Source organism: Vreelandella arcis (assembly GCF_900103865.1).
Taxonomy (GTDB): Bacteria; Pseudomonadota; Gammaproteobacteria; order Pseudomonadales; family Halomonadaceae; genus Vreelandella; species Vreelandella arcis.
Window position 1 is genome coordinate 54,583 of the sequence record NZ_FNII01000011.1, and the last position, 20,477, is coordinate 75,059.

Genomic DNA, 20,477 nt, shown 5'->3' on the forward strand with positions numbered 1-20,477 from the left:
GTCGGGTTAAGCTATGAGCCAATTCGCCCTTCGCCGTTCCGGCAGCACACGTGTGCTGCCGGGATTCGGTCTTTCCATGGGTATCAGCGTGCTGTTTATTTCGCTGGTGCTGTTATTACCGATCACCGGCCTGTTCGGCCAGCTTGCGGGGCTTAGCCTTGCCGAGTACTGGGCGATCATCACCGAAGGTCGCGTTGTTGCCAGCTACATGGTCACCATCGGCGCGGCGGCTGTCGCGGCGTTGGTTAACGCAGTGTTTGGCTTGCTGCTGGCGTGGGTATTGGTGCGCTATGAATTCCCCGGCAAGCGGTTGCTCGACGCGCTGATGGATCTCCCCTTCGCCCTGCCGACTGCCGTGGCCGGGATTACCCTGGCCACGCTTTACGCAGGCAGCGGCTGGATGGGCAGCTGGTTAGAGGCTATAGGCATCAACGTGGCCTATACCTGGGTCGGGATTGCCCTGGCCATGGCGTTCACCAGCATTCCCTTTGTGGTGCGCACCGTACAGCCGGTGCTTGAGGATATGCCCGTCGAAGTCGACGAGGCAGCCATGTCGCTGGGCGCCACCGACGGCGTGGCCTTTCGGCGGGTCATCATGCCCCACCTTTGGCCCGCACTGGTGACAGGAACGGGCCTGGCCTTCGTGCGCTCGCTTGGCGAGTTCGGCGCGATTATTTTCATTGCCGGCAACATGCCTTACGAAACCGAGATCACCGCGCTGATGATTTTCGTCAAGCTTCAGGAATATGACTATGCCGGGGCGTCGGCGATTGCATCGGTGGTTCTATTTGTATCCCTCGCGTTGCTGTTGGCGATCAATATCTGGCAAGGCCGTTTCGTACGTCGCCTGCACGGAGGAAACGCGTAATGCAACGAATAGGAGACGCGCCCCTCGTTCGCCGCCTGCTGATTACCGCGGCGGTGCTGCTATCAGGGCTTTTTCTGCTGCTACCTTTGGTCGCTATCTTCGCCCAGGCATTTTCCCAAGGCGTCAGCGTGTTCTGGAGCAATGTAAGCGATTACTACACCCTGCATGCGATTGGCTTAACGCTGATGATTGCGCTGTTAACCATTCCGGTGTGCCTGGTTTTCGGGGTTGCCCTGGCGTGGCTGGTTACGCGCTTCGACTTCCCTGGACGGCGGCTGTTACAAACGTTGATTGATATCCCCTTTGCGGTATCGCCTGTTGTGGCCGGTCTTATTTACCTGCTGCTCTATGGCCGCAATGGTTGGATCGGGGGATGGCTGGATAGCTACGACATCCAGCTGATGTTTGCCTGGCCAGGCATTCTTATGGTGACCATTTTTGTTACTTGCCCCTTCGTGGCCCGCGAGCTCATTCCGCTCATGCAGGCTCAGGGCTCCCGTGAAGAAGAAGCCGCCGTGACACTTGGGGCGTCCGGGTGGACGACGTTTCGTCGAGTCACCTTACCCAACATCCGCTGGGCGCTGCTTTACGGGATCATCCTGACCAACGCCCGTGCGGTAGGCGAGTTTGGCGCTGTGTCGGTAGTATCCGGCGCCATTCGCGGCCAAACCAACACGTTGCCCCTGCACCTTGAGCAGCTTTATCAGGATTATAACGCCGTGGGGGCTTTTGCTTGCGCGGCCTTACTCGCATTGATTGCCCTACTAACGCTTGCCGCCAAGGCGGGGCTGGAATGGCGCGCAGCGCGCCGGGAGGCATTTGCATGAGCATTCGCTTAGACAATATCGCCAAGCACTTTGGCAATACCCAGGCCCTAGAACCGATCAGCCTGGATATTAACGAAGGTGAACTAGTCGGCTTACTCGGCCCTTCGGGGTCGGGCAAAACCACCTTGCTGCGGATCATCGCGGGCCTGGAAAATGCCGACCGCACCGCCCAGCCGGGTAAGATTTTATTCGGTGAGCGTGACGTCACCCACGTACACGTGCGCGATCGCCGTATTGGCTTCGTGTTCCAGAATTACGCACTGTTTCGGCATATGAGCGTTTACGACAACGTAGCATTTGGGCTTACGGTACTCTCGCGCAAGCATCGCCCCAGCAGCGGTGAAATTCGCGCCCGAGTGTATCGCCTGCTCGAAATGGTCAAACTTGAATCGTTTGCCAATCGCTACCCTGCCCAACTTTCGGGCGGTCAACAACAGCGCGTATCACTGGCCCGCGCGCTAGCCGTGGAGCCGGAGGTGTTACTGCTGGACGAGCCGTTTGGTGCCCTGGATGCCAAAGTGCGCCAGGAGCTGCGTCGCTGGCTGCGCCATCTGCACGACGAACTCAATTTCACTAGCGTGTTCGTCACCCACGACCAGGAAGAAGCGCTGGAGTTATCTGACCGCGTGGTGGTGATGAGCAATGGCCGTATTGAGCAGATTGATACCCCTGATGCGCTCTACCGCTCACCCGCGAATCGCTTCGTATTTGAATTCCTGGGCGATGTTAATCACCTGGAAGGTAAAGTAAATAACGCGGTACTAACCTGCGGCGACGCGCATTTACATGTGGATTTGCCCGACGGCCATGAAGAGCTCTTGCTACGCCCCCACGAAGTGCGCCTAACCCAGGCGCCGACAGCTGAGAGCCACCTACCGGTCACCATCACGGCAATCTCACCGGTGGGCGCAGAGGTACGCGTAGAGCTGGAAGCAGATTGGCTAGCCCAGCCGTGGTTAGCCACCGTGCGCCATACTGACTTTGAGCATCTCGAATTACAGCGCGGCCAGCGGCTCTATGCCCACCCGCGCCACTGGCGGCGCTTCCCGGAGTCAGTGTCGAAAGCGCCTGAGCAACGCCATGTGGCGTAAGGCCAACGCTTCTGCCCCCAAGTGGGGCAGTTAGCTTTCGTCGTTATCCAATTAAATCAAAAGCGCATTTGCCTAAAGGTCAAGCTAACCCGAGGTTCTACCTCTTTCTTTGTTTTAGGCAGGCTATGTAACCAATATTGCTGCGTCGTGCCCTTCATTATCAGTAAACTTCCGTGCGCTAGATTAAGCGACACGCTCTCGCCTGTTTTTTTATGTTTAAACGAAAATTTTCTTTCGCCGCCTAAGGTCAATGCCCCGATTGAGCCATTTCCAACAAGGTCTTTTTCGGCATCACTGTGCCAACTCATGCCTTCGTCGCCTGCGTTATAAAAATTACACAGGCACGAATTGAACACGTCCCCGCTGTGGCTCTCCACTACCTGCTTAAGCTCACGTAAAAAATCCGGCCAAACTAACGCCACTTTTGTATACCCTGAGTACGAATAGGAGACTGGCTCATCTGCATACCACGCCATTTTCCTCTTGGTAACAATCTCTTTCCCATAAATAAAAGCGCGATCATGCTCCCAGCTTAATTCGCTTAGGCATTTTCCTAAATACATATCGGCGCTAACAGAGTCCAAGACGTTACCGTAGTAATAGGCTTCTCCGTCGTAGGGAAGCACATTAGTCAGCTTCATATCGTCGTTTTCAAACAGATCTGAATAACCCATAGCAATACCTTTTCTGTGCCCGCCAGGCGGAGCCGCGCCCACTCATTGCCAAAAAATGTGCAGCCGCTCATAATCCCAGATTGCTTCACTGCGTTCGCAAAGAGAGCGCTGTGTCATTACCGAGAAGCGAAGCGGCGATCTTAGATTGCGTAAGCATACCGCCAACAAGCTACCCGCGTTATACTGACGTTTTAGCCATAGCGGAGAACCTAATGTTACGGCGTCACTTTGTTACTTTATCGGGAGCCTTGCTGGCCAGCGTTTGGTTAGCAGGCTGTGCAAGCCCTCACTATTTACAGCTTTCACCCGAGCGCTCCACTCAGGTCGCTTCAGTAGGCCAAGGCCAAGCGATCACCGTGGTCGCGCAGGATGGGCGCGGTAGCGAAGTGATTGGCAGCCGTGCAGGCGGTGGCATGTCTACCGCGCAAATTACCGTCAATAGCCATGAAATCATTCCGCGCTTGCAGCAGGAAGCTGAGCGCGCGGTTGAAGACATGGGGTTTACCGCTACCCGTGAAGCAGCAGAAGGACGGCCTAGCTTAACGTTGGAGCTGGCAAGCCTTTCTTACAGGCAAGGCAACAGCGACCAGCCCTTGATCGATGAAGCACAGCTGGAGGGCGTACTGCGCGCCATTGCGCGCAATGACGGAACCACCTACACAGGTACTTATACCTCACGGCGGAGCCAGGAATACGCCTTTAAGCCTGATAAAGACACCAATACGCGAATGCTCAACGACCTGCTGAGTGACGCGCTAAATCGTGCCTTTAGCGATCCGGATCTCGGCCAGTTGCTGGCTCGTTAAGCGCGCAACTGCTGTTATTAGCGTACCGTTTAGTGCGTCAGCCGTATGGCTAATTCAACGGCCCACGACGCACTAATCGCCATATCTTCTCGCACAACCCCCGGTCATCTGGCTCGCTTTCTTCTAACAGCGTCAGCCGGAAGTTGGGCGACAATAGCGTCTCGACTTCTTGATTGGCGACGCTGTAAGGCGGCCCCGATTCGCCCCCTTCGTGGGTCAAGCTCACCAGTAGCCCTTTAGCCCCTGGGGGAACCAATTGGGCAAGGTGAAATGCATAACGCTGACGCGTTGCTTCAGGCAGCGCAATCAGTGCGGCACGATCATAGAACGCACCCACTTCGGCAGCCTGCTGAATATGCAGATGGAAAAAGTCGCCGCACCACAGCTCAATGCTGCCTTGGCGACTGATGTTAAATCCCGCTTGTTGATAGCGCGATACCGGGGTCGTCGCTTCGGCGAGAAACTGCTCGATCGCTTCAGGAGCCACTTCAATGCCCAGCACCGGGTGGCCGGCCTGGGCGAGCCAGCGCATATCAAGGGTTTTGCCGCATAAAGGCACCAGCACCTTGGCGCGATCCGGCACGGCAAGCGAGGGCCAGTAGCGTTCTAGCGCCGGATGCGGCTGAGATAAATGGAAGCCAACGCGGCCTTCCTGCCACCTTGCACGCCAAAGATCAATCATTATCGTTCAATCACCCATTAAAACCAGCGGTCACGCTTTTTACGCCGACGCGGCAAATGCGGAACAATCAGCCCAACCACTAGGCCGGCACCTGCCACACCCCCGCCGTACATAAAGTAGCGTATGAGCAAGTCTTCCTCCTGGGTATCGAGCCGTGCTTGCAGGGCGCGCACCTGCTCACTCGCTTCATCAGCATCGCTGCCCAACTGGTTATTGCGCGCTTCTAACTGATCAATGCGCTGCTCACGGGCATCCAGCGTCGTGCGCATGGTCTCCACGCGCTGTTCCCATTGTTCATTGATGCCATCCAATTCATCGGTCAACGCTTCGACCCGAGATTCCAGCTCGGGAAGTTGCTCGGTTGCACTGGGCGTTTGCTGCAACTCATCGCTTAAAATCCATACGACGTCACCACCGTCGCCGCGCACACGCGTATAGTCACCGCTGGTTTCCAATACCTGAACCTGTTCCCCGGCGGTGAGCGTTCCCACAATGCGGTACCCATCGGTGGGGCCACTGCGCACAAAGGTAGACAGTTCATCGGATACCCAGGCGTCATTGTCTGACTGCGCTGCGGCGTTAACACACCACACACTAACCAATACACCGGCCGCAACGGCCCGGTAACGATGACAAAATTGAGTTGCTCGCATAACGTAATGTCCTAATTGAAACGCTGCCCAACGGGCAGCACTAGCATGACTATTCCCCGCGCGGCGGCAGCGAAAAAGGCCGTGGAAACTCTGCCACTTGCGCGTCACTTTTGACCGCTTTCAAAGGCCCCTCGCGCTCTACTTCATCGATACGCACGATCGCATTGAGCGGCAGATAGCTTCGCTTAACGCCTTCAAAAGTGTGCTGTAACTTTTCACTTGCAGGATCGACCACCACCCGCGATGTATCTTCAAAGACAAACTCCTCGACTTCAATAAAGCCCCAGAGTTCGCTTTGAAATATCTCGCGAACGTATAAATCCCAAATTTCACCCTGTTGGTGCACTACCACTCGGTAAATCGGCTTGGCCGCCATGTTGGCCTTTCCCTCTTGCCGCTAGAACATTATATAGACCGCCTAGCCTAACATAGTGGGGCTAGCAAGCGTTTGCCGTGTGGACAACCTCAACAGAGCAGAACCTGCTAACCTGTGAGATGATGACATTATCGGTTTTGATTTTTATGTTGGTATTCGACCCGAAGCGCACCAAGAAAGCAGTAGCCAAATGCTTTCCGAAAGAGGTGGTCGAGGCCGACGGCTTTACTAGGTGCTGCGGGGTGTATTCACGCCGCCGCTTGGTCAGCCGCTCGGAAATCCCCGATGAGACGGTAGACCATCCCTACGTTGAGTCTCATCAGTTGGCCTCTCCATGGAAAAAACCGTTACCCACTGGACGGCATTTGGCACCCATTGGAGACTGGTCTATTTTAGTGGCGAAAAGGCTCCTACCCTTCGCGATTTACTAAAATCTCAAGAACATCTCGACTTTTATGTATAATTCCCGCTCACCTGGGACAAGGATTCACCGTGACGACCGATCAACAGCCAACAACGCCAGACGATAATTTAAACGGGCTGCTGACCAACTTTGACGACGCCGTGCGTCTGCTTACTCAGGCGCCCGCGGTCTCAAAACCTGCGAAGCTACCATGCGTTTTAGACACCGCACGCCAACTGTTGATGCAAGACGGTGGTGCGGAAGTAATAGAGGAACGTGCGCAGGCTTACGAATCTGCAGGTATTTTTTGGGGCTCCGATTGGGAAGCTCCTCAGTATTTGGTGCCCACGCTCACCCCCTTTTCGCTCAAAAGCACCGACCCCAACGTTGTGGTGATAGAAGCGCTTAGCGAATTGCGTTTGCTGGCCGTGGCGAAAGGTGATTACGAGCATCCGTTGGTCTCCCAAGAATTTGCTCACCATTATCTCACTCAGGTAATGGCGATTAATCTATGGCTTCTGTTTACCGCTCCAAGCGAAGCGGAACGCGAACAACAGGGTCACTTAGCGACCATCCCGCGTCAGCTTTTCCAATACTTGGCTGAGCGGATTGGCTACGAACACATCGTCGACCAATTAATCGACGAGATCTGGCGAATTCTCAAGCAGCGCCCGATCCAGGTCGAATCCATCAAGCAGATGATTACCCAAATCGCCCTTTGCCAGGTCAATCCCGAAATCGACCTGGGATCCAGCGGCCAGGGGGCCGACCGTTTGGTAAGCTCGCTCTACGGCCCCACCCAGGCGTGCCGAGAAGACCCCGGGGTCGACATCTACCGCGACCGACTGGAGCGTATGGATCAAGCCGCGCTCCAGGCTGAATCGACAGGCTTTGCCCGTGCGATGCACGATACCGGGCTGGTATCGCCTTACCACGCCGTGCTGTTACGCCATTTGCTTGAAGAAGGCGACCACCTTCTGTCTGAAGCATTCGGGCTTTCATCCACCGGTCGCGACTGCCTGCTGTGCTACCGCGAACTGGTTCATGCCTTGATTCGGGGCAGCGTTTACCCGGCCACTTCGCAGGCAGTTTATGGGCTGGCGTTAATGCTTGAGCGCGGCATTCTTTATCAGCCCCCGGTCGCCCCGGCGATGTGGCGGCAGCTAAATTTACCTCTCTCTGAATGGTCCCAAGCACGGCTTAACATCGCCTATGGCGAGGCTGCATCGCCCCGAGCACGCTTGTTGGAAGGTGTGCTGTGCATGCTGGGTCTGCCGCTGGGCGTTGGGCAAGGCAACAACCCTACCTGCCAGTCGGCACGTGCACTGTCGATGTGGGCCTACAATGACCCCGACTATTTATTGCAAATGGTCGCCTGGGCCGCGCGGGATGACGAAATCATCATGCACTTCGAAGGCCAGGCTATCTCGTCGATGGCGAGTCTCTCAGGTGTCGCCACCGAATTGCCCATGGATCTTGACCCGGTTTCGTTGATTGTCGTACCGCATCTGGATCGTATTTATGCAGAGATGGGCCGTCGCTGCGTTGGCCGTGAGGGCGACCCTCACCGCTGGGTAAACCCAGAATTTCACGGTTGGTGGTCGGGCCGGGGCTTCCGCATCAATGTCGATGTAGGCTCCGGCCAGTTAACCGACATCGATGACTTTATTCGCCATTTTTATGCCAGCTATCACCCTTACTACAACGGTAACCAGCCGCTGATACATCCTCAGCCGGCGGGTATCGCGGTGACCGACAGCGCGGCCCGCTTCATTGGCTGGCATGCCATTACTATTCTACGCGCCTCGCTCGACCCTAATGATGTTATGCGCATTTACTTCTACAACCCTAATAATGATAGCGGTCAGGATTGGGGCGGTGGCGTTAAAGTGAGTACCGCAGGCCACGGCGAACGCTTTGGCGAAGCCTCGCTACCCTTTGCTCAATTTGTCTCGCGCCTCTACATCTACCATTATGACCCGCTTGAGCGCGGTGAACTGGCAACGGTCGCTGAAGACGAACTGAACACCGTGAAGCGTTATTTACAGCAAAGCTGGGGCGCAGAACGGCTACCTTCCACAGACCTACAAGCCAACGAAGGCCCCAACCACAACCCGCTTTACGACTCATGATGCGACTTGACCAACTGCTCGTCAGCCAAGGGCTGGCGAGTTCGCGTACCCGTGCGCAACGACTCATTCGCCACGGCCGCGTATCTCTCCCCAACACTGATCAGACACTCACCAAGCCGAGCGAAAAGTGGCCCGAAGACACCCCCTTTCAGGTCACACCGGATCCAGAAGAACGCTACGTTTCTCGCGCGGGTCTAAAGCTTGAAGCGCTGCTCGACGCGCTATCACTACGGCTTGACGGGCTCAACGTGCTTGATGTGGGGCAATCCACCGGCGGTTTCAGCGACTGCGCTCTGCAGGCCGGTGCACGCCATGTGGTCGGCATTGAAGTGGGCCACGGCCAGTTAGACGCCAGCCTACGTAGCGACCCGCGAATTACCTGCCTGGAAGGCATCAACGCCCGCGCCATGCGCCATGAGACCGCCCTTCAACAGGCACTCATTGAGCATCCCATCGACTTGGCCGTTATGGATGTGTCATTCATCTCGCAGACCTTGATACTACCTGAGCTAGCGGCCTTATTACCGACTAATGGTCGGCTCTTTTCGCTAGTTAAACCGCAGTTTGAACTCACCGCAAAAGCGCTCGACAAGCGCGGCGTGATCCGTGATCCGCAGTATTTTCCGCAGGTAGAACAACGCCTGCGGGAGGCCTGCCAATCTGCAGGATTGGTCGTGAAGCATTGGCAAGCCAGCCCCATTACTGGCGGCGATGGCAATCGCGAGTTTCTGCTCTATGCGCAAAAGACCGGCACGCAAGCAACAGGCCCTAACGATTAGTCAGGTCGTTCGGCGAGGTAAGTGTTTCCACTTTAACCGCCTCACCCGACGCAGGATGTAGCCACACGTCCATTTGTTCAAAGGCAACGCGAACGCCCGTTTCGCGGAATAATGCATCCACGCGGCAGTTGACCTCATCGGCAGCAAATAGCCTATCCAGCAGGTCGTTAACAAAAATACGCAGCTCAAAGTTGAGGCTATGGGGCCCGTAGCTCATGCAAAACACCTGCGGCTCGGGGTCAGTGAGCACTCTGGGGTTTTCATCCGCCGCTTGGCGCAATAAGCGGTGTACCTGAGCCAGATCCGACCCGTGAGCCACCCCGTAGGTCAGTACCACCCGGGTGACATTGTCGGAGAGCGACCAGTTGATCAACTGGTCGGTCACAAAGGTCTTATTGGGTATGATGATTTCTTTACGGTCGAAGTCGGTCACGGTCGTGGCGCGGATACGAATGCGGCTTACCGTGCCATGCAAGTTACCCAAGGTGATGGTGTCGCCAATACGGATGGGGCGCTCGAACAGGATGATCAGCCCGGAGATGAAATTGGCAAAAATCTCCTGCAACCCAAACCCCAAGCCAACGCTCAAGGCCGCTACCAGCCACTGTAATTTGTCCCACGACACACCCAGCGCGCCTAATGCCGAGACCACACCGGTTCCCACAATGGTGTAAGAAAGCAGCGAGCTGATCGCATAAGCACTACCCTGCTTTAACGTCAGACGCGATAACACCATGACCTCAAGCAGTCCGGGTAAATTGCGTGCCATGATAAATGTGAGTGCCACCACAAGCAGCGCACCAAACAGGTCGGAGATAGACAGTGCGCTGTCGACAAGCTCGCCGTCAGCGTTCTCCCATAGCGATACTTGATCCAGGTAGCCTAGCACTGAGAGCAAATCGGCCCACACCAGATACAGCAACCCAGTGAAGCCTATCAACAGCACCAGTTTGGAAATGCGCAGCGACTGGGTATTGATTTGCTCCATATCCAGCGGTGGCTCTTCCACCACTTCAAGTCCACCCTCAGCCCCTTCCTGAACTTGAGCGTGTCGCCTGGCTAACGCTCGCCGATAGGCCAGGCGTCTAGCCGCAACGGCTAAACTACGCACCACTGTGGCTTCGACGACGATCCACAGCCCCAGCAGATAGAGCGTGGCCGCAAAGCGCCCCACGAGTCTTAGCGCCGTGTACTCATAGCCCCACACCACCATCCCGAGCAACGCCAACGGCACCGCGGCTAGCGCTAACCCGAGTAACAAGCGAAAAAGTCGTACGCCAAAAATAGGCACATGGGCCAAAATCAAGCGTGCCAAACAAACGCTCATCGCCAGCAGCCCCAGCATTAACACCCCTAACGCCACTGGCCGCTGAGCTAGCGGGGTTTGCAGGTTGTCCGCTAGAGTCGAAATTGCAATCACCGGCACCAGGGCAATACCCAACCAGGCCAGTAAGCGACGCAGCTCGGCGTTGTAAGTGGGTGTCCATCTGAAGTGTTGCTCTGCAACGCCGTCAGGCACCAATAGCCGCCGCCCCAAAGCGATCACCGCCCAACTCAGCGCTAGCTGCACCAAGGCCGGCGCCACTGTCACCGCTAGAGTACTTTGTGTCGCACCCACAGCAACACCGGCTCCCGCTAGCGCCAGGGGGCCCGGCGATGCCAGCAATACGTTGATGAGCACGGCTTTCGGCGTATGCCCTTGCGTATCACTTTTTAGCCGACCAATCTGGCTGTGTAGCCTAGCCAACCGGGTTTTGAATTGGCGGCGCAACGCCAGCAGCAGCAGGCTAACGGCGATAAAAGGAAGTCCAATTAGCACCCCCCAGTCCCATGAGAACCAGCGAACCGCTAAGAGGGAACGCCACTCGCCCTCCTGCCACTCCACACGAAGGTATTGGGGTAATTGGCGCAACCAATTAATGTCGAGGGGCCGACTATTAGCGACCCAAAAGAGTTGCTCATCAATCGTGGCACGCAGCGCTTGGGTAGTGATCAACAGCTGCTGTTGGTTAAGCTGTAGCTCGACCGCCACGCTTAACAAACGCCCGTACACCTCCTCGAGCTGCTCGACCAACTCGCGCCGGGATTGATAAAGCCGCGATAACGAATTGATCAACGCAGGCGTCGGCTCTACGTTAGCCTCTTGGAGTCGCCGGGTTGCCAGTTGCTCGGCTTGGCGCAGCTGGTCACGTTGGCGAACCAGATCAAACTGTTTGAGCCGTAGGTCGGCAATTTCATCCTTTAAATCGCGGCGCGGCAGCACAGTAGGCAGCGACTGACGTTGCTCGCGCAGGATCCGCGATAGTAATTGGCTGCCACGAATAGCCTCGATCTGCTCGTTCAAGCTACGCTGGAGCTGGCGAACATGTTCAAGCTGGCGCTGCGCGTCAATGTTAGCGCGAATCAAACTGTTATCGCGCTCACTGGCCTGGAGCAACGACAGACTCAGCGCCTGGTTTCGCTGCTGAGCCTGAACCACGACAGGGTGCCCGGCGGCAATCAACGGATTATCCTGAGCCGCATCGGCGATCGCCTGCTCCGAGGCCAAACGCCGCTGTCGGTCGATGACACTTTGCAACAAGTTCAGCTGTTGCTCTTGGTGCTCAATTTGTAATAGGAGTAGATCGCGGCGCTGCTGGGCAAGATCACGCAGCCGTCCGTTAGCACTCAGTTGACGTTGATAGAGCGCCACTTCGCGCTCGGCCACGGCTTGCTCAAGGCGTAATTGAATCATGCCCGCGTCGCTAAGGACGGAGAGTTGACGATCTCCTAGCAAGGCTTCCCGTTCAGCATAGTCACGGCGCAGCGCTTCCATTCGTTCAAGGGTGGCCGCCATGGATTGCTGGGCACGCTCGGGCAGTGTTTGCGCCGTTAAATATTGCGAATTGACGTCGGCTAGCTGGCTCTGAAGCTGCTGCAATGTGGCCAGCGCCTCTGCCTGCTCGGATTCTAATGCCGCCAACGGTAACGCACTTAGCTGGTTAACCGACGGCGTTTCGTAGCCATCCTCTGCCTCATTAAGCTCACCCTCGATACGCATCAACGCGTCAGGTGCTTGGCTTACCCGCGTTTCAAGCTCGGCAAGCTGCTGCTCGATGGCCTCTAAACGCTCATAGGCATCCAGTGCCGCGTTGAGTGCCTGTTGATCGAGTTCCTGCTGGGCGGTTAACGACTCCTGCGCCTCAAGCTCGCCAAGTCGCGTTTGGAGTGTTTGCGCATCGGGGACGCCCTCCAGCGTGGCCGCGCCGACTGAGAGGCTACATAAAAGCAACACGAATGCCACTAATCCGTTCATTGCTAACGGAAAGGCGAATTTCACCACAGTGCTATGCCTCACGGACGCGTCGATGTTGTGCTGAGTATTGTCGTGGGTTGTTTGCCACCGCGCAATCATAACAGTTGACTTACGCCAGCAGCGTGATAGAACAGCACTGGCACAGGTATGTGCACAATCCATATTCAGGTGAGTTAACGATGGCCATTCGACACCGACGGTTAACATGTTTCGTTTTGCTATGCGGCTTGAGCGCCGTTAGCACGTTCACCTACGCCGATACTCGCGACGAAATCGAAGCGCGTATCCGCGAGCTTAATAGCGAACTGTCTCAACTCCACCAGCAGCTTGAGCAAGTGGAAGCCCTTGAAGAAAACGGCGAAGGCGCCGTTTCAACCCCTGAAGTCGTTGCCGTTGAAGACCTGAACGAACGGCGTCAGTTGGAACAAGAATCCGGACGTAACCCGTTTTCTATTACCACCCACCGGACTAACTACTTGTTTCCGGTGAGCTACAATGCAAATCCAAATAAAGAAAACTTTCGTGGTGTTTCGGCCGACTCACCGCCGGATAATACAGAGCTAAAATTTCAATTTAGCGCTAAAGTAAATTTAGCGGAAGATGTGCTGTGGGGTGGCTACGGTGATGTTTATTTTGGCTATACCCAGCGCAGTTGGTGGCAAGCCTATAATACCGAGGCCTCATCGCCGTTCCGTGAAACCAACTACGAACCCGAAATATTTATCGACATTGATGCGCCCTGGGACGCCCTAGGCTGGGTCAATACGCTTAATCGAGTGGCCGTCAACCACCAGTCCAATGGTCGCTCCGACCCGCTATCGCGCAGCTGGAACCGCGTCTATCTGGAAAGCATTTTTCAACGTGGCGACTGGGCGGTCACGCTAGCGCCCCACTGGCGGATTCCCGAGTCTGAAGGCACTGATGACAACCCTGATATTGAGCGCTACATGGGCTACGGCGATATTCGCGTCGCCAAACGACTCGAAAATAACCACGAAATCAGCGGCCAACTGCGCGGCAACCCGAGCGCCGGCAACATGGGAACACAAATCGATTATAGCTGGCCGGCCTTCAATTCTCTGCGTGCCTACATTCAGTACTATCATGGCTACGGCGAGAGTTTGATTGATTACGATAACCGCGTTCATCGCTTAAGCATTGGGTTTAGTTTGAATCCGCTATTCAGCCCAAGCGGCCTGAACCGATAAGCCATTCACTTGTCAGACTTAAGCCGGCTGCTATGCTGGTACCTAACATTCATCGTCAAAGGAAGACATTATGGCTAAACGTCAAAACGAAAGCTCAGCACAAGCAGATCAACTAAAAGAAGATCTACGTCACCTGAGTGAAACAGTCGAAGAACTGGTAAATGCCACTTCAAAAGATGCCAGCGGCGAAATGCGTGATCTTCGCGCACGTGCTGAGCAACGCCTCAAAGATACCCGCCATCGTTTGGAAGCGCGTGGCGAGCGTATTTACGAAGACACCCGCGATTCCCTGACGCATCAAGCCGACGCTTGTGACCGCTATGTCCACGAAAACCCCTGGACCAGTATCGGTATCGGGGCATCGGTTGGCGTTATCATCGGTATGCTCATCGGACGTCGCTAATGGCTTTGGGTCCGACCCAGCGCGTTTTTTCAGCCGCTAAGCGCTTACTCAACTCACTGATTGCCAATGGTGAAACCCGCTTACGCTTAGCGGTGGTGGAGCTTGAAGAAGAACGCTCCCGGCTGCTCGTGCTGATGCTACTGGCCGGGGCTAGCTTGCTTCTGCTCCTGTTAGGCGTAGCGACATTGGTGGCGCTGGTGGTGGTGCTGTTTTGGGATACCTATCGACTCACCGCCATTGCCGTTAGCGCCTTGGTGTTGATCGCAGCCAGCTTCCTGCTGGCAATGATTGCGCTACGCCAAGCGAAACAGCACACCTTACTGAAAGAGACGCTTCGCCAACTCGCAGCCGACCGCGCCTTGCTGGAGGCAAAGAATGAGTCTGAACAACGCCCCCGATAAACCACAAGGCGCCGAGACTCGCCAGCCTTCAAAGGCCGAGCGAAAAGCACGCCTGCTGGCTGAGCTTGAGCAACAGCGCATCGACATACTGGTCAGTAGCGATCAGTTATTGGATGCCATATCGCCGCTTGAAACCGGCTGGCAGCGCTTCAAGCTGCCCATCTACGCAATTGGGGGTTTCGCGGCTTTTCGACTGGCTCGCCACCCACGAGGGGCACTGGCAGGAGGCCGTAAAGTCTTGGCCGGTTACATGCTTTACCGCAAACTTAAACTACTTGCCAAAGCGACCACCTAAGCGCCTGGGTCAGCAGGCTTGGCCGCAAGCCACCCCGCTGGCCCACGCCCATTGAAAGTTATGCCCGCCCAGTTCACCGGTCACATCCAGCACCTCACCGATAAAGCGCAACTGCGGTAGTCCGTTGACTTCAAAGGTCTTGGACGAAATGGCCTGGGTATCTACCCCGCCCATGGTGACCTCTGCCGTTCGCCACCCTTCCGTCCCCGCCGGCTTCAACTGCCACCGGTTTAATCGATCCGCCCAAACCTCAAGCTGTGCATTGCTGTACTGTGCCAGCGGTTGGGTATTTTGACCGTCCGGATACCATTCGCACAGCGATTGCGCCACCCGTCTGGGGAGATGATCCATCAGCCAGGTAGCCAGCTGGCGTTTCGGCGTCTGCTCCCTGGCATGGCGCAGCAACGCCTGGGCATCCTGGTGGGGCAACAAATCGATTTCAATCGACTCACCGGGGAACCAGACGCTGGACGCTTGCAGCATGCCGGGGCCGGAAAGGCCGCGATGGGTAAACAGCATCGGCTCGCTGAACGCCTTCAATCGAGTGCTGACCGTCACCGGCAAGCTGACGCCTGACAGCTCGCTGGCCCGGGCTTTCCACTGGTCGCTCAGCGTGAAGGGCACCAGGCCGGGGGTCGTGGGCCGCACCTCCAGACCAAACTGACGGGCAAGGTCGTACCCGAAGCTGCTGGCCCCCATGGTGGGAATCGACAGCCCGCCGCTGGCGACGACCAGCACGCCCGCCTCGATCCGGCCCATGGAGGTGGTCAACCGCATGGCCTCGCCGCAACGCTCGACAGCCTCTATGCGGGTGGCTAATCGCACGTCTACCCCCGCCCATGCGCACTCGGTTAACAGCATGCTCACGATCTCGCGGGCCGAATCCGCGCAGAATAGCTGGCCCGGTGCTTTTTCAACGTAGTCAATGCCGTGACGCTCCACGAGCTCGACAAAGTGCTCGGGGCGGTAACGTTTAAGCGCGGAGATACAAAAGGCAGGATTAGCCGAATAAAAGTGCTGTGGCGTGGTGGCCAAGTTGGTAAAGTTGCAGCGGCCACCGCCCGACATCAAGATTTTTTTGCCTGCTTTTTTGGCATGATCAATCACCAGGACACGCTTCCCCGCGTAGCCCGCTTGAGCAGCACACATAAGGCCCGCCGCGCCAGCCCCAATGATCACGACATCGTAGGTCATTAATTACTGCTCCCAAGCTTGGCAAAAGACGGCATTCTAGCAGCCTCAAGGCACGTTTTTGTTGTATCATTAAATTAATAAATACAGTTTTTGTATAGATTTAGCTTTGAATATAAATACCTGCCGGAAGATACTGTTAAACGTCACAATCTCGTCCCGGTGGTACGACATTTCACAGAGAGACTTATGCTTTTATTCTTTTCCCGTTTTTTGGTCATCGTGCTGCTTACCACCGCCCCTGCCTTGGTGCTGGCGCAATCCGAACCCAGCGTGATTGGCGCCCGCGCCGTCTTAGCCCCTTGGTCTGACCCTATTGAAGCGCTGGGTACCTTGCAGGCTGATGAGAGCGTGACGCTTTCCGCCACCGTCACCGATACCATCGCAGAAATCACTTTTCAGGATGGCCAACGCGTGGCGCAGGGGGATACGCTGATTCGTCTGCAAGACGCTGAAGAACAAGCGCTACTTCGAGTAGCTCAAGCGCTGCGTGATGAACAACGCAACGCACTGGGACGCTCCACAGAACTGCAAAATCGTAATTTAGCCGCCCGAGCCGATGTTGAAGACAACCAATCGCGCCTCGACCAAGCCGAAGCAGAGATAGCCGCGTTAAACGCACGACTGCAAGACTACCAGCTAAAAGCCCCGTTTAGCGGCCGTGTGGGTATCCGTAACGTAAGCCCTGGCGCTCTGGTAACACCAGGAATGGCGCTAATTACGCTGGACAAACTGGATGTAATGAAGCTGGATTTCAGCGTGCCTGAAGCCTACCTCAACCGGCTTGCACCAGGGTTATCGCTAAGTGCCACCACCGCCGCCTTCCCCGACAAGGTGTTTAACGGCGAGATTGCCAGCTTAGGTACCCGCGTCGACCCCGTAACGCGCAGCATTAACGTGCGTGCCGAACTCGACAATCCCGATGAACGCCTACGCCCCGGCATGCTGATGGAAGTCGTGGTTCGTCAACAGCCCCGCGAAAGCTTGGTATTGCCGGAGTCAGCCATACAACCCGATGGCAACCGCCACTACGTGATGCTGATCGACGATCACGTAACGTCACCTAGACTGCGTCAACAAAGCGTCGAAATAGGCGAACGACGGGCAGGCGAAGTGGAAATTAACGACGGTGTCGCCCCCGGCGATATTGTCGTTGTGCACGGTTTGCAACGAGCGCGTGATGGTCAGACGGTCAGGGTGATGGGGTTGATTGACGACGATACCGATGTGCGCGATTTGCTAGAGGCAGACCGCTAATGCGTTTATCGGACATTTCGGTTCAGCGCCCCGTCTTAGCCGTGGTCATGGCAGCATTAATTATCGCCTTTGGCCTGCTCGCGCTCGACCGTTTACCGCTTCAAGAGTACCCCACCGTTGATCCGCCGATCGTGAGTATCGACACCCGTTACCCCGGCGCGTCGGCAAGCGTCGTTGAAACACGCATCACACAGGTGCTCGAAGACCGTATTGCCGGGGTTGAAGGGATCGAATTAATTACCTCTGAGAGCGAAGACGGCCGCTCGCGTATCGATATCGAATTCGCCCTGACCATGGACATCGATGTGGCGGCCAACGATGTGCGCGATCGCATCGGCGGTGCGCTGCGCAATTTGCCAGACGACGCCGAAAACCCAGAGGTTAGCAAAGCCGACAGCAGCGAAGAGATCGTGGTATGGCTAAGTCTCTCGGGGGAAAATTACTCGATGACCGAGTTGACCGATTATGCCAACCGCTTTTTGGTCGATAGCCTCTCGGTGCAGACAGGCGTCGCCCGGGTGCGCGTCGGCGGCGGCCGTGACTATGCCATGCGGGTATGGATCGACCGCAATGCCATCGCCGCGCGGAATTTAACCGTAGGCGATATTGAAGATGCGCTGCGGGCTGAAAACGTCGAGCTGCCAGCCGGTGCCATTGAGTCCGAGGATCGGCAGTTTATTGTTCGTCTTCCGCGCACGTTTGAAACCGCCGATGACTTTCAGCGCCTTACCCTTGCAGAAGGTGACGATGGTTTCTTAGTGCGCCTTGGCGACGTGGCCCGCGTAGAAGTTGGTTCAGTTGAGGATCGTACAGTGTTTCGCGCCAACGGCGTTCCCATGGTCGGGCTCGGCATGATTATGCAGTCGACCGCTAACGTCGTCGAACTCTCAAACGCGGTACAACAAGAGCTTGAACGTTTGCAAGCGACCCTGCCCGAGGGCATGTCGCTGAGCCTAAATTATGATGCATCCGTGTTCGTCTCGGGGGCTATCAAGCAAGTTGTCTTTACATTATTGATCGCGATGGTGCTGGTGATCATCGTGATGTTCCTTTTTTTGGGCAACCTGCGCACCACCCTGATTCCCGCCATCACGGTGCCCATCGCCATCATTGGGGCCTTTACCGCGCTCGCGGTTATGAACTTCTCAATCAACCTGCTGACGCTACTCGCCCTGGTGCTGGCCATCGGGCTGATCGTCGACGATGCCATCGTCGTGCTGGAAAACATCAATCGGCGCATGCATGATGAAGGCGAAACGCCTCTGGTCGCTGCGTTTCGGGGCACCCGACAGATAGCCTTTGCGGTGATTGCCACAACCTTGGTATTGATCGCGGTGTTTGTGCCGCTCAGCATGCTCCAAGGCGATATCGGCCGCTTATTTTCGGAATTCGCGCTGACCATGGCGGCGGCGGTCGCGATCTCTACCCTCCTGGCGCTTACGCTGACGCCCATGATGGCGTCTAAAATACTCAGCCCCCGGATGCACGACAGCCGACTTTCTAAAGCGGTGCAGCGCATCATGCGCCATGCCCAGCATGGTTACCGGAGGCTTCTCGAAGCGCTCCTCGCCCGGCGCAGCTGGGTGGTAGCCGTCTTCGTGTTACTCATTGCGATGACCGCTTGGTTAAGCCAATTATTACCCAACGAATATACCCCCCAGGAAGATCGCGGTAACTTTATCGTGCTGGTTAACGGCCCCGAAGGCGCCACCTTTGACTACATGATGGATTATATGGATGAGATTGAAGCTCGCTTAACGCCGATGGTCGAAAGCGGCGAACTGGAGCGGGTTGTGGTGCGCGCACCGCGTGGCTACGGCAATATTGAAAACTTCAACAGCGGTTTCATCATCGTCAATATGGCCGAATGGGGCAGCCGCCGTAGCGCATGGGCGATTATGGACGATGTTCGCGCAGCCCTTAATACCCTACCCGGTGTTCAAGCATTTCCCATCATGCGCCAGGGCTTTGGCCGGCGAACGGAGAAGCCGGTCCAGTTTGTGCTCGGGGGTGGTACCTACGAAGAGTTGGCCGAATGGCGTGACCGTTTGATCGACCATATCCGCGACGACAACCCGCGAATCCGCGCCATCGAAAGCAACTATAACGAAACCCAGCCGCAGTTAAACGTTGAGATAGACGAGCAGCGCGCGGCCGACCTCGGTGTTACGGTCAGCGAGATCGGTCGCACATTGGAGGTTCTACTGGGTGGGCGTAATGTGACCCGCTACGTTGATAACGGTGAAGAGTACGATGTCATCGTCGAGGGAGATCGAGCCAGCCAAAACAGTCCGCGTTCACTGGATAATATTCAGGTGCGCTCCGCACGTAGCAACGAATTGATTCCCCTGGCAAGCCTGGTCACCTTAAGTGACGCAGCGGGCGCGAGCACGCTGAATCGCTTTGACCGTGTGCGCTCAATCACGATCGAAGCCAACTTGGCCGATGGCTATCCACTAGGCGAAGCCCTTAACTACCTTGAACAAAGCGCTGACAGCGTGCTGCCTGAAGGCGTTCAGACCAATGTCGCCGGTGCATCGCGGGATTTCCAGAATGCCAGCGGTGCCACAACCTTTCTTCTGCTCCTGGGCGCGCTGGTGGTTTTCCTGGTGCTCGCTGCACAGTTTGAAAGTTTTATTCACCCCTTCGTGATCATGTTGACAGTGCCGCTGGCCATGAGTGGCGCGTTATTGGCGCTGTGGCTAACCGGCCAATCGCTGAATATTTACAGCCAGGTGGGGTTGGTGCTGTTAATCGGCCTCGCGGCCAAAAACGGTATTTTGATTGTCGAGTTCGCCAATCAGCTCCGCGATGAAGGCAAAGCATTTCGTGACGCCCTTATTGACGCTGCAGTAACCCGACTGCGGCCTATTTTAATGACCGCCATTACGACTATGGCAGGCGCTATTCCGCTGATTGTGTCAAGCGGCCCGGGTGCCGAATCACGCTATGTGATTGGCATTGTGATCATGGCGGGCGTGGGGGCGGCTACGCTGTTCACGTTGTTTGTCGTCCCCGTCGCCTACGATTTATTGTCGCGCCACAGTGGGTCACCGGGGGCCGTTAAACGCCGACTGGAACGCGAGATCGCCAATGCACCACCGGAGCGTTAGCCAGTGATAAAAAAGGCGCGCCG

General features: G+C 56.2%; 18 protein-coding genes. 12 read left to right on the forward strand and 6 right to left on the reverse strand.

Translation table 11 applies throughout. The annotated features are described in order from the left end of the window. Positions 1-13: 13 nt before the first annotated feature. Genes cysT through BLR97_RS13760 form a run of 3 tightly spaced genes read left to right on the forward strand, consistent with a single transcriptional unit; the run spans position 14 to position 2,786 of the window. On the forward strand, positions 14-868 hold the full coding sequence (cysT, locus tag BLR97_RS13750; protein ID WP_089707101.1) for a sulfate ABC transporter permease subunit CysT: 855 nt from the start codon (positions 14-16) through the stop codon (positions 866-868). Then, a complete protein-coding gene (cysW, locus tag BLR97_RS13755) occupies positions 868-1,695 on the forward strand; it encodes a sulfate ABC transporter permease subunit CysW (RefSeq protein WP_089707102.1) in 828 nt (275 codons plus the stop codon). The genes cysT and cysW overlap by 1 nt, the downstream gene beginning before the upstream one ends. Next, positions 1,692-2,786 (forward strand): sulfate/molybdate ABC transporter ATP-binding protein, encoded by a 1,095-nt coding sequence (locus BLR97_RS13760; RefSeq protein WP_089707103.1) that lies wholly within the window; start codon positions 1,692-1,694, stop codon positions 2,784-2,786. The genes cysW and BLR97_RS13760 overlap by 4 nt, the downstream gene beginning before the upstream one ends. A gap of 56 nt (positions 2,787-2,842) precedes the next feature. Here the strand turns inward: BLR97_RS13760 and BLR97_RS13765 are convergent, their stop codons facing one another. Continuing rightward, positions 2,843-3,460 carry an alpha-ketoglutarate-dependent dioxygenase AlkB family protein gene (locus tag BLR97_RS13765; protein ID WP_089707104.1) on the reverse strand — a complete coding sequence of 206 codons (618 nt, stop codon included), beginning with the start codon at positions 3,458-3,460 and terminating at the stop codon, positions 2,843-2,845. Between the two features lie 212 nt (positions 3,461-3,672). Between BLR97_RS13765 and BLR97_RS13770 the strand changes: the two genes are divergently transcribed. After that, the gene (locus BLR97_RS13770; RefSeq protein WP_089707105.1) at positions 3,673-4,266 is read left to right on the forward strand and encodes a YajG family lipoprotein; all 594 of its coding nucleotides are present in this window, start codon (positions 3,673-3,675) and stop codon (positions 4,264-4,266) included. A 49-nt stretch (positions 4,267-4,315) separates the two neighbouring features. Here BLR97_RS13770 and BLR97_RS13775 read toward each other — a convergent pair whose 3' ends face one another. The 3 genes from BLR97_RS13775 to BLR97_RS13785 are packed head-to-tail and all read right to left on the reverse strand — an operon-like array spanning position 4,316 to position 5,977. Continuing rightward, positions 4,316-4,948: a thiopurine S-methyltransferase gene (locus BLR97_RS13775; RefSeq protein ID WP_089707106.1), complete on the reverse strand. Its 633-nt coding sequence runs from the start codon at positions 4,946-4,948 to the stop codon at positions 4,316-4,318. Positions 4,949-4,965: 17 nt separating this feature from the next. Continuing rightward, positions 4,966-5,601, reverse strand: coding sequence for a TIGR04211 family SH3 domain-containing protein (locus BLR97_RS13780; RefSeq protein ID WP_089707107.1), 636 nt, complete (start codon positions 5,599-5,601; stop codon positions 4,966-4,968). A gap of 49 nt (positions 5,602-5,650) precedes the next feature. Continuing rightward, positions 5,651-5,977, reverse strand: a complete 327-nt coding sequence (locus tag BLR97_RS13785; protein WP_089707108.1) for a DUF1820 family protein — start codon at positions 5,975-5,977, stop codon at positions 5,651-5,653. Between the two features lie 492 nt (positions 5,978-6,469). On the opposite strand from BLR97_RS13785, the gene BLR97_RS13795 reads away from it, so the two are divergent. Next, the gene (locus tag BLR97_RS13795) at positions 6,470-8,512 is read left to right on the forward strand and encodes a hypothetical protein (RefSeq protein WP_089707109.1); all 2,043 of its coding nucleotides are present in this window, start codon (positions 6,470-6,472) and stop codon (positions 8,510-8,512) included. After that, positions 8,509-9,291, forward strand: coding sequence for a TlyA family RNA methyltransferase (locus tag BLR97_RS13800; protein WP_089707110.1), 783 nt, complete (start codon positions 8,509-8,511; stop codon positions 9,289-9,291). Before BLR97_RS13795 ends, BLR97_RS13800 begins: the two co-directional genes overlap by 4 nt. On the opposite strand, the gene mscK is transcribed toward BLR97_RS13800, so the two are convergent. Beyond that, entirely contained in the window at positions 9,281-12,586 is a 3,306-nt protein-coding gene (gene mscK / locus BLR97_RS13805; RefSeq protein ID WP_089707181.1) for a mechanosensitive channel MscK, read from the reverse strand. The genes BLR97_RS13800 and mscK overlap by 11 nt on opposite strands. A gap of 179 nt (positions 12,587-12,765) precedes the next feature. Between mscK and BLR97_RS13810 the strand changes: the two genes are divergently transcribed. From BLR97_RS13810 to BLR97_RS13825, 4 genes are all read left to right on the forward strand, one after another. Then, entirely contained in the window at positions 12,766-13,794 is a 1,029-nt protein-coding gene (locus tag BLR97_RS13810) for a phospholipase A (RefSeq protein ID WP_089707111.1), read from the forward strand. Between the two features lie 70 nt (positions 13,795-13,864). Continuing rightward, entirely contained in the window at positions 13,865-14,197 is a 333-nt protein-coding gene (locus BLR97_RS13815; protein WP_089707112.1) for an ElaB/YgaM/YqjD family protein, read from the forward strand. Then, the gene (locus BLR97_RS13820; RefSeq protein WP_089707113.1) at positions 14,197-14,598 is read left to right on the forward strand and encodes a phage holin family protein; all 402 of its coding nucleotides are present in this window, start codon (positions 14,197-14,199) and stop codon (positions 14,596-14,598) included. Before BLR97_RS13815 ends, BLR97_RS13820 begins: the two co-directional genes overlap by 1 nt. Then, positions 14,573-14,893 (forward strand): YqjK-like family protein, encoded by a 321-nt coding sequence (locus BLR97_RS13825; RefSeq protein ID WP_089707114.1) that lies wholly within the window; start codon positions 14,573-14,575, stop codon positions 14,891-14,893. The genes BLR97_RS13820 and BLR97_RS13825 overlap by 26 nt, the downstream gene beginning before the upstream one ends. A gap of 9 nt (positions 14,894-14,902) precedes the next feature. Here the strand turns inward: BLR97_RS13825 and BLR97_RS13830 are convergent, their stop codons facing one another. After that, on the reverse strand, positions 14,903-16,087 hold the full coding sequence (locus BLR97_RS13830; protein WP_089707115.1) for a BaiN/RdsA family NAD(P)/FAD-dependent oxidoreductase: 1,185 nt from the start codon (positions 16,085-16,087) through the stop codon (positions 14,903-14,905). Positions 16,088-16,273: 186 nt separating this feature from the next. On the opposite strand from BLR97_RS13830, the gene BLR97_RS13835 reads away from it, so the two are divergent. Together BLR97_RS13835 and BLR97_RS13840 are read left to right on the forward strand one after the other, a co-directional pair. After that, positions 16,274-17,341 (forward strand): efflux RND transporter periplasmic adaptor subunit, encoded by a 1,068-nt coding sequence (locus BLR97_RS13835; RefSeq protein ID WP_089707116.1) that lies wholly within the window; start codon positions 16,274-16,276, stop codon positions 17,339-17,341. Next, positions 17,341-20,454, forward strand: a complete 3,114-nt coding sequence (locus BLR97_RS13840) for an efflux RND transporter permease subunit (RefSeq protein ID WP_089707117.1) — start codon at positions 17,341-17,343, stop codon at positions 20,452-20,454. Before BLR97_RS13835 ends, BLR97_RS13840 begins: the two co-directional genes overlap by 1 nt. Positions 20,455-20,477 lie beyond the last annotated feature (23 nt).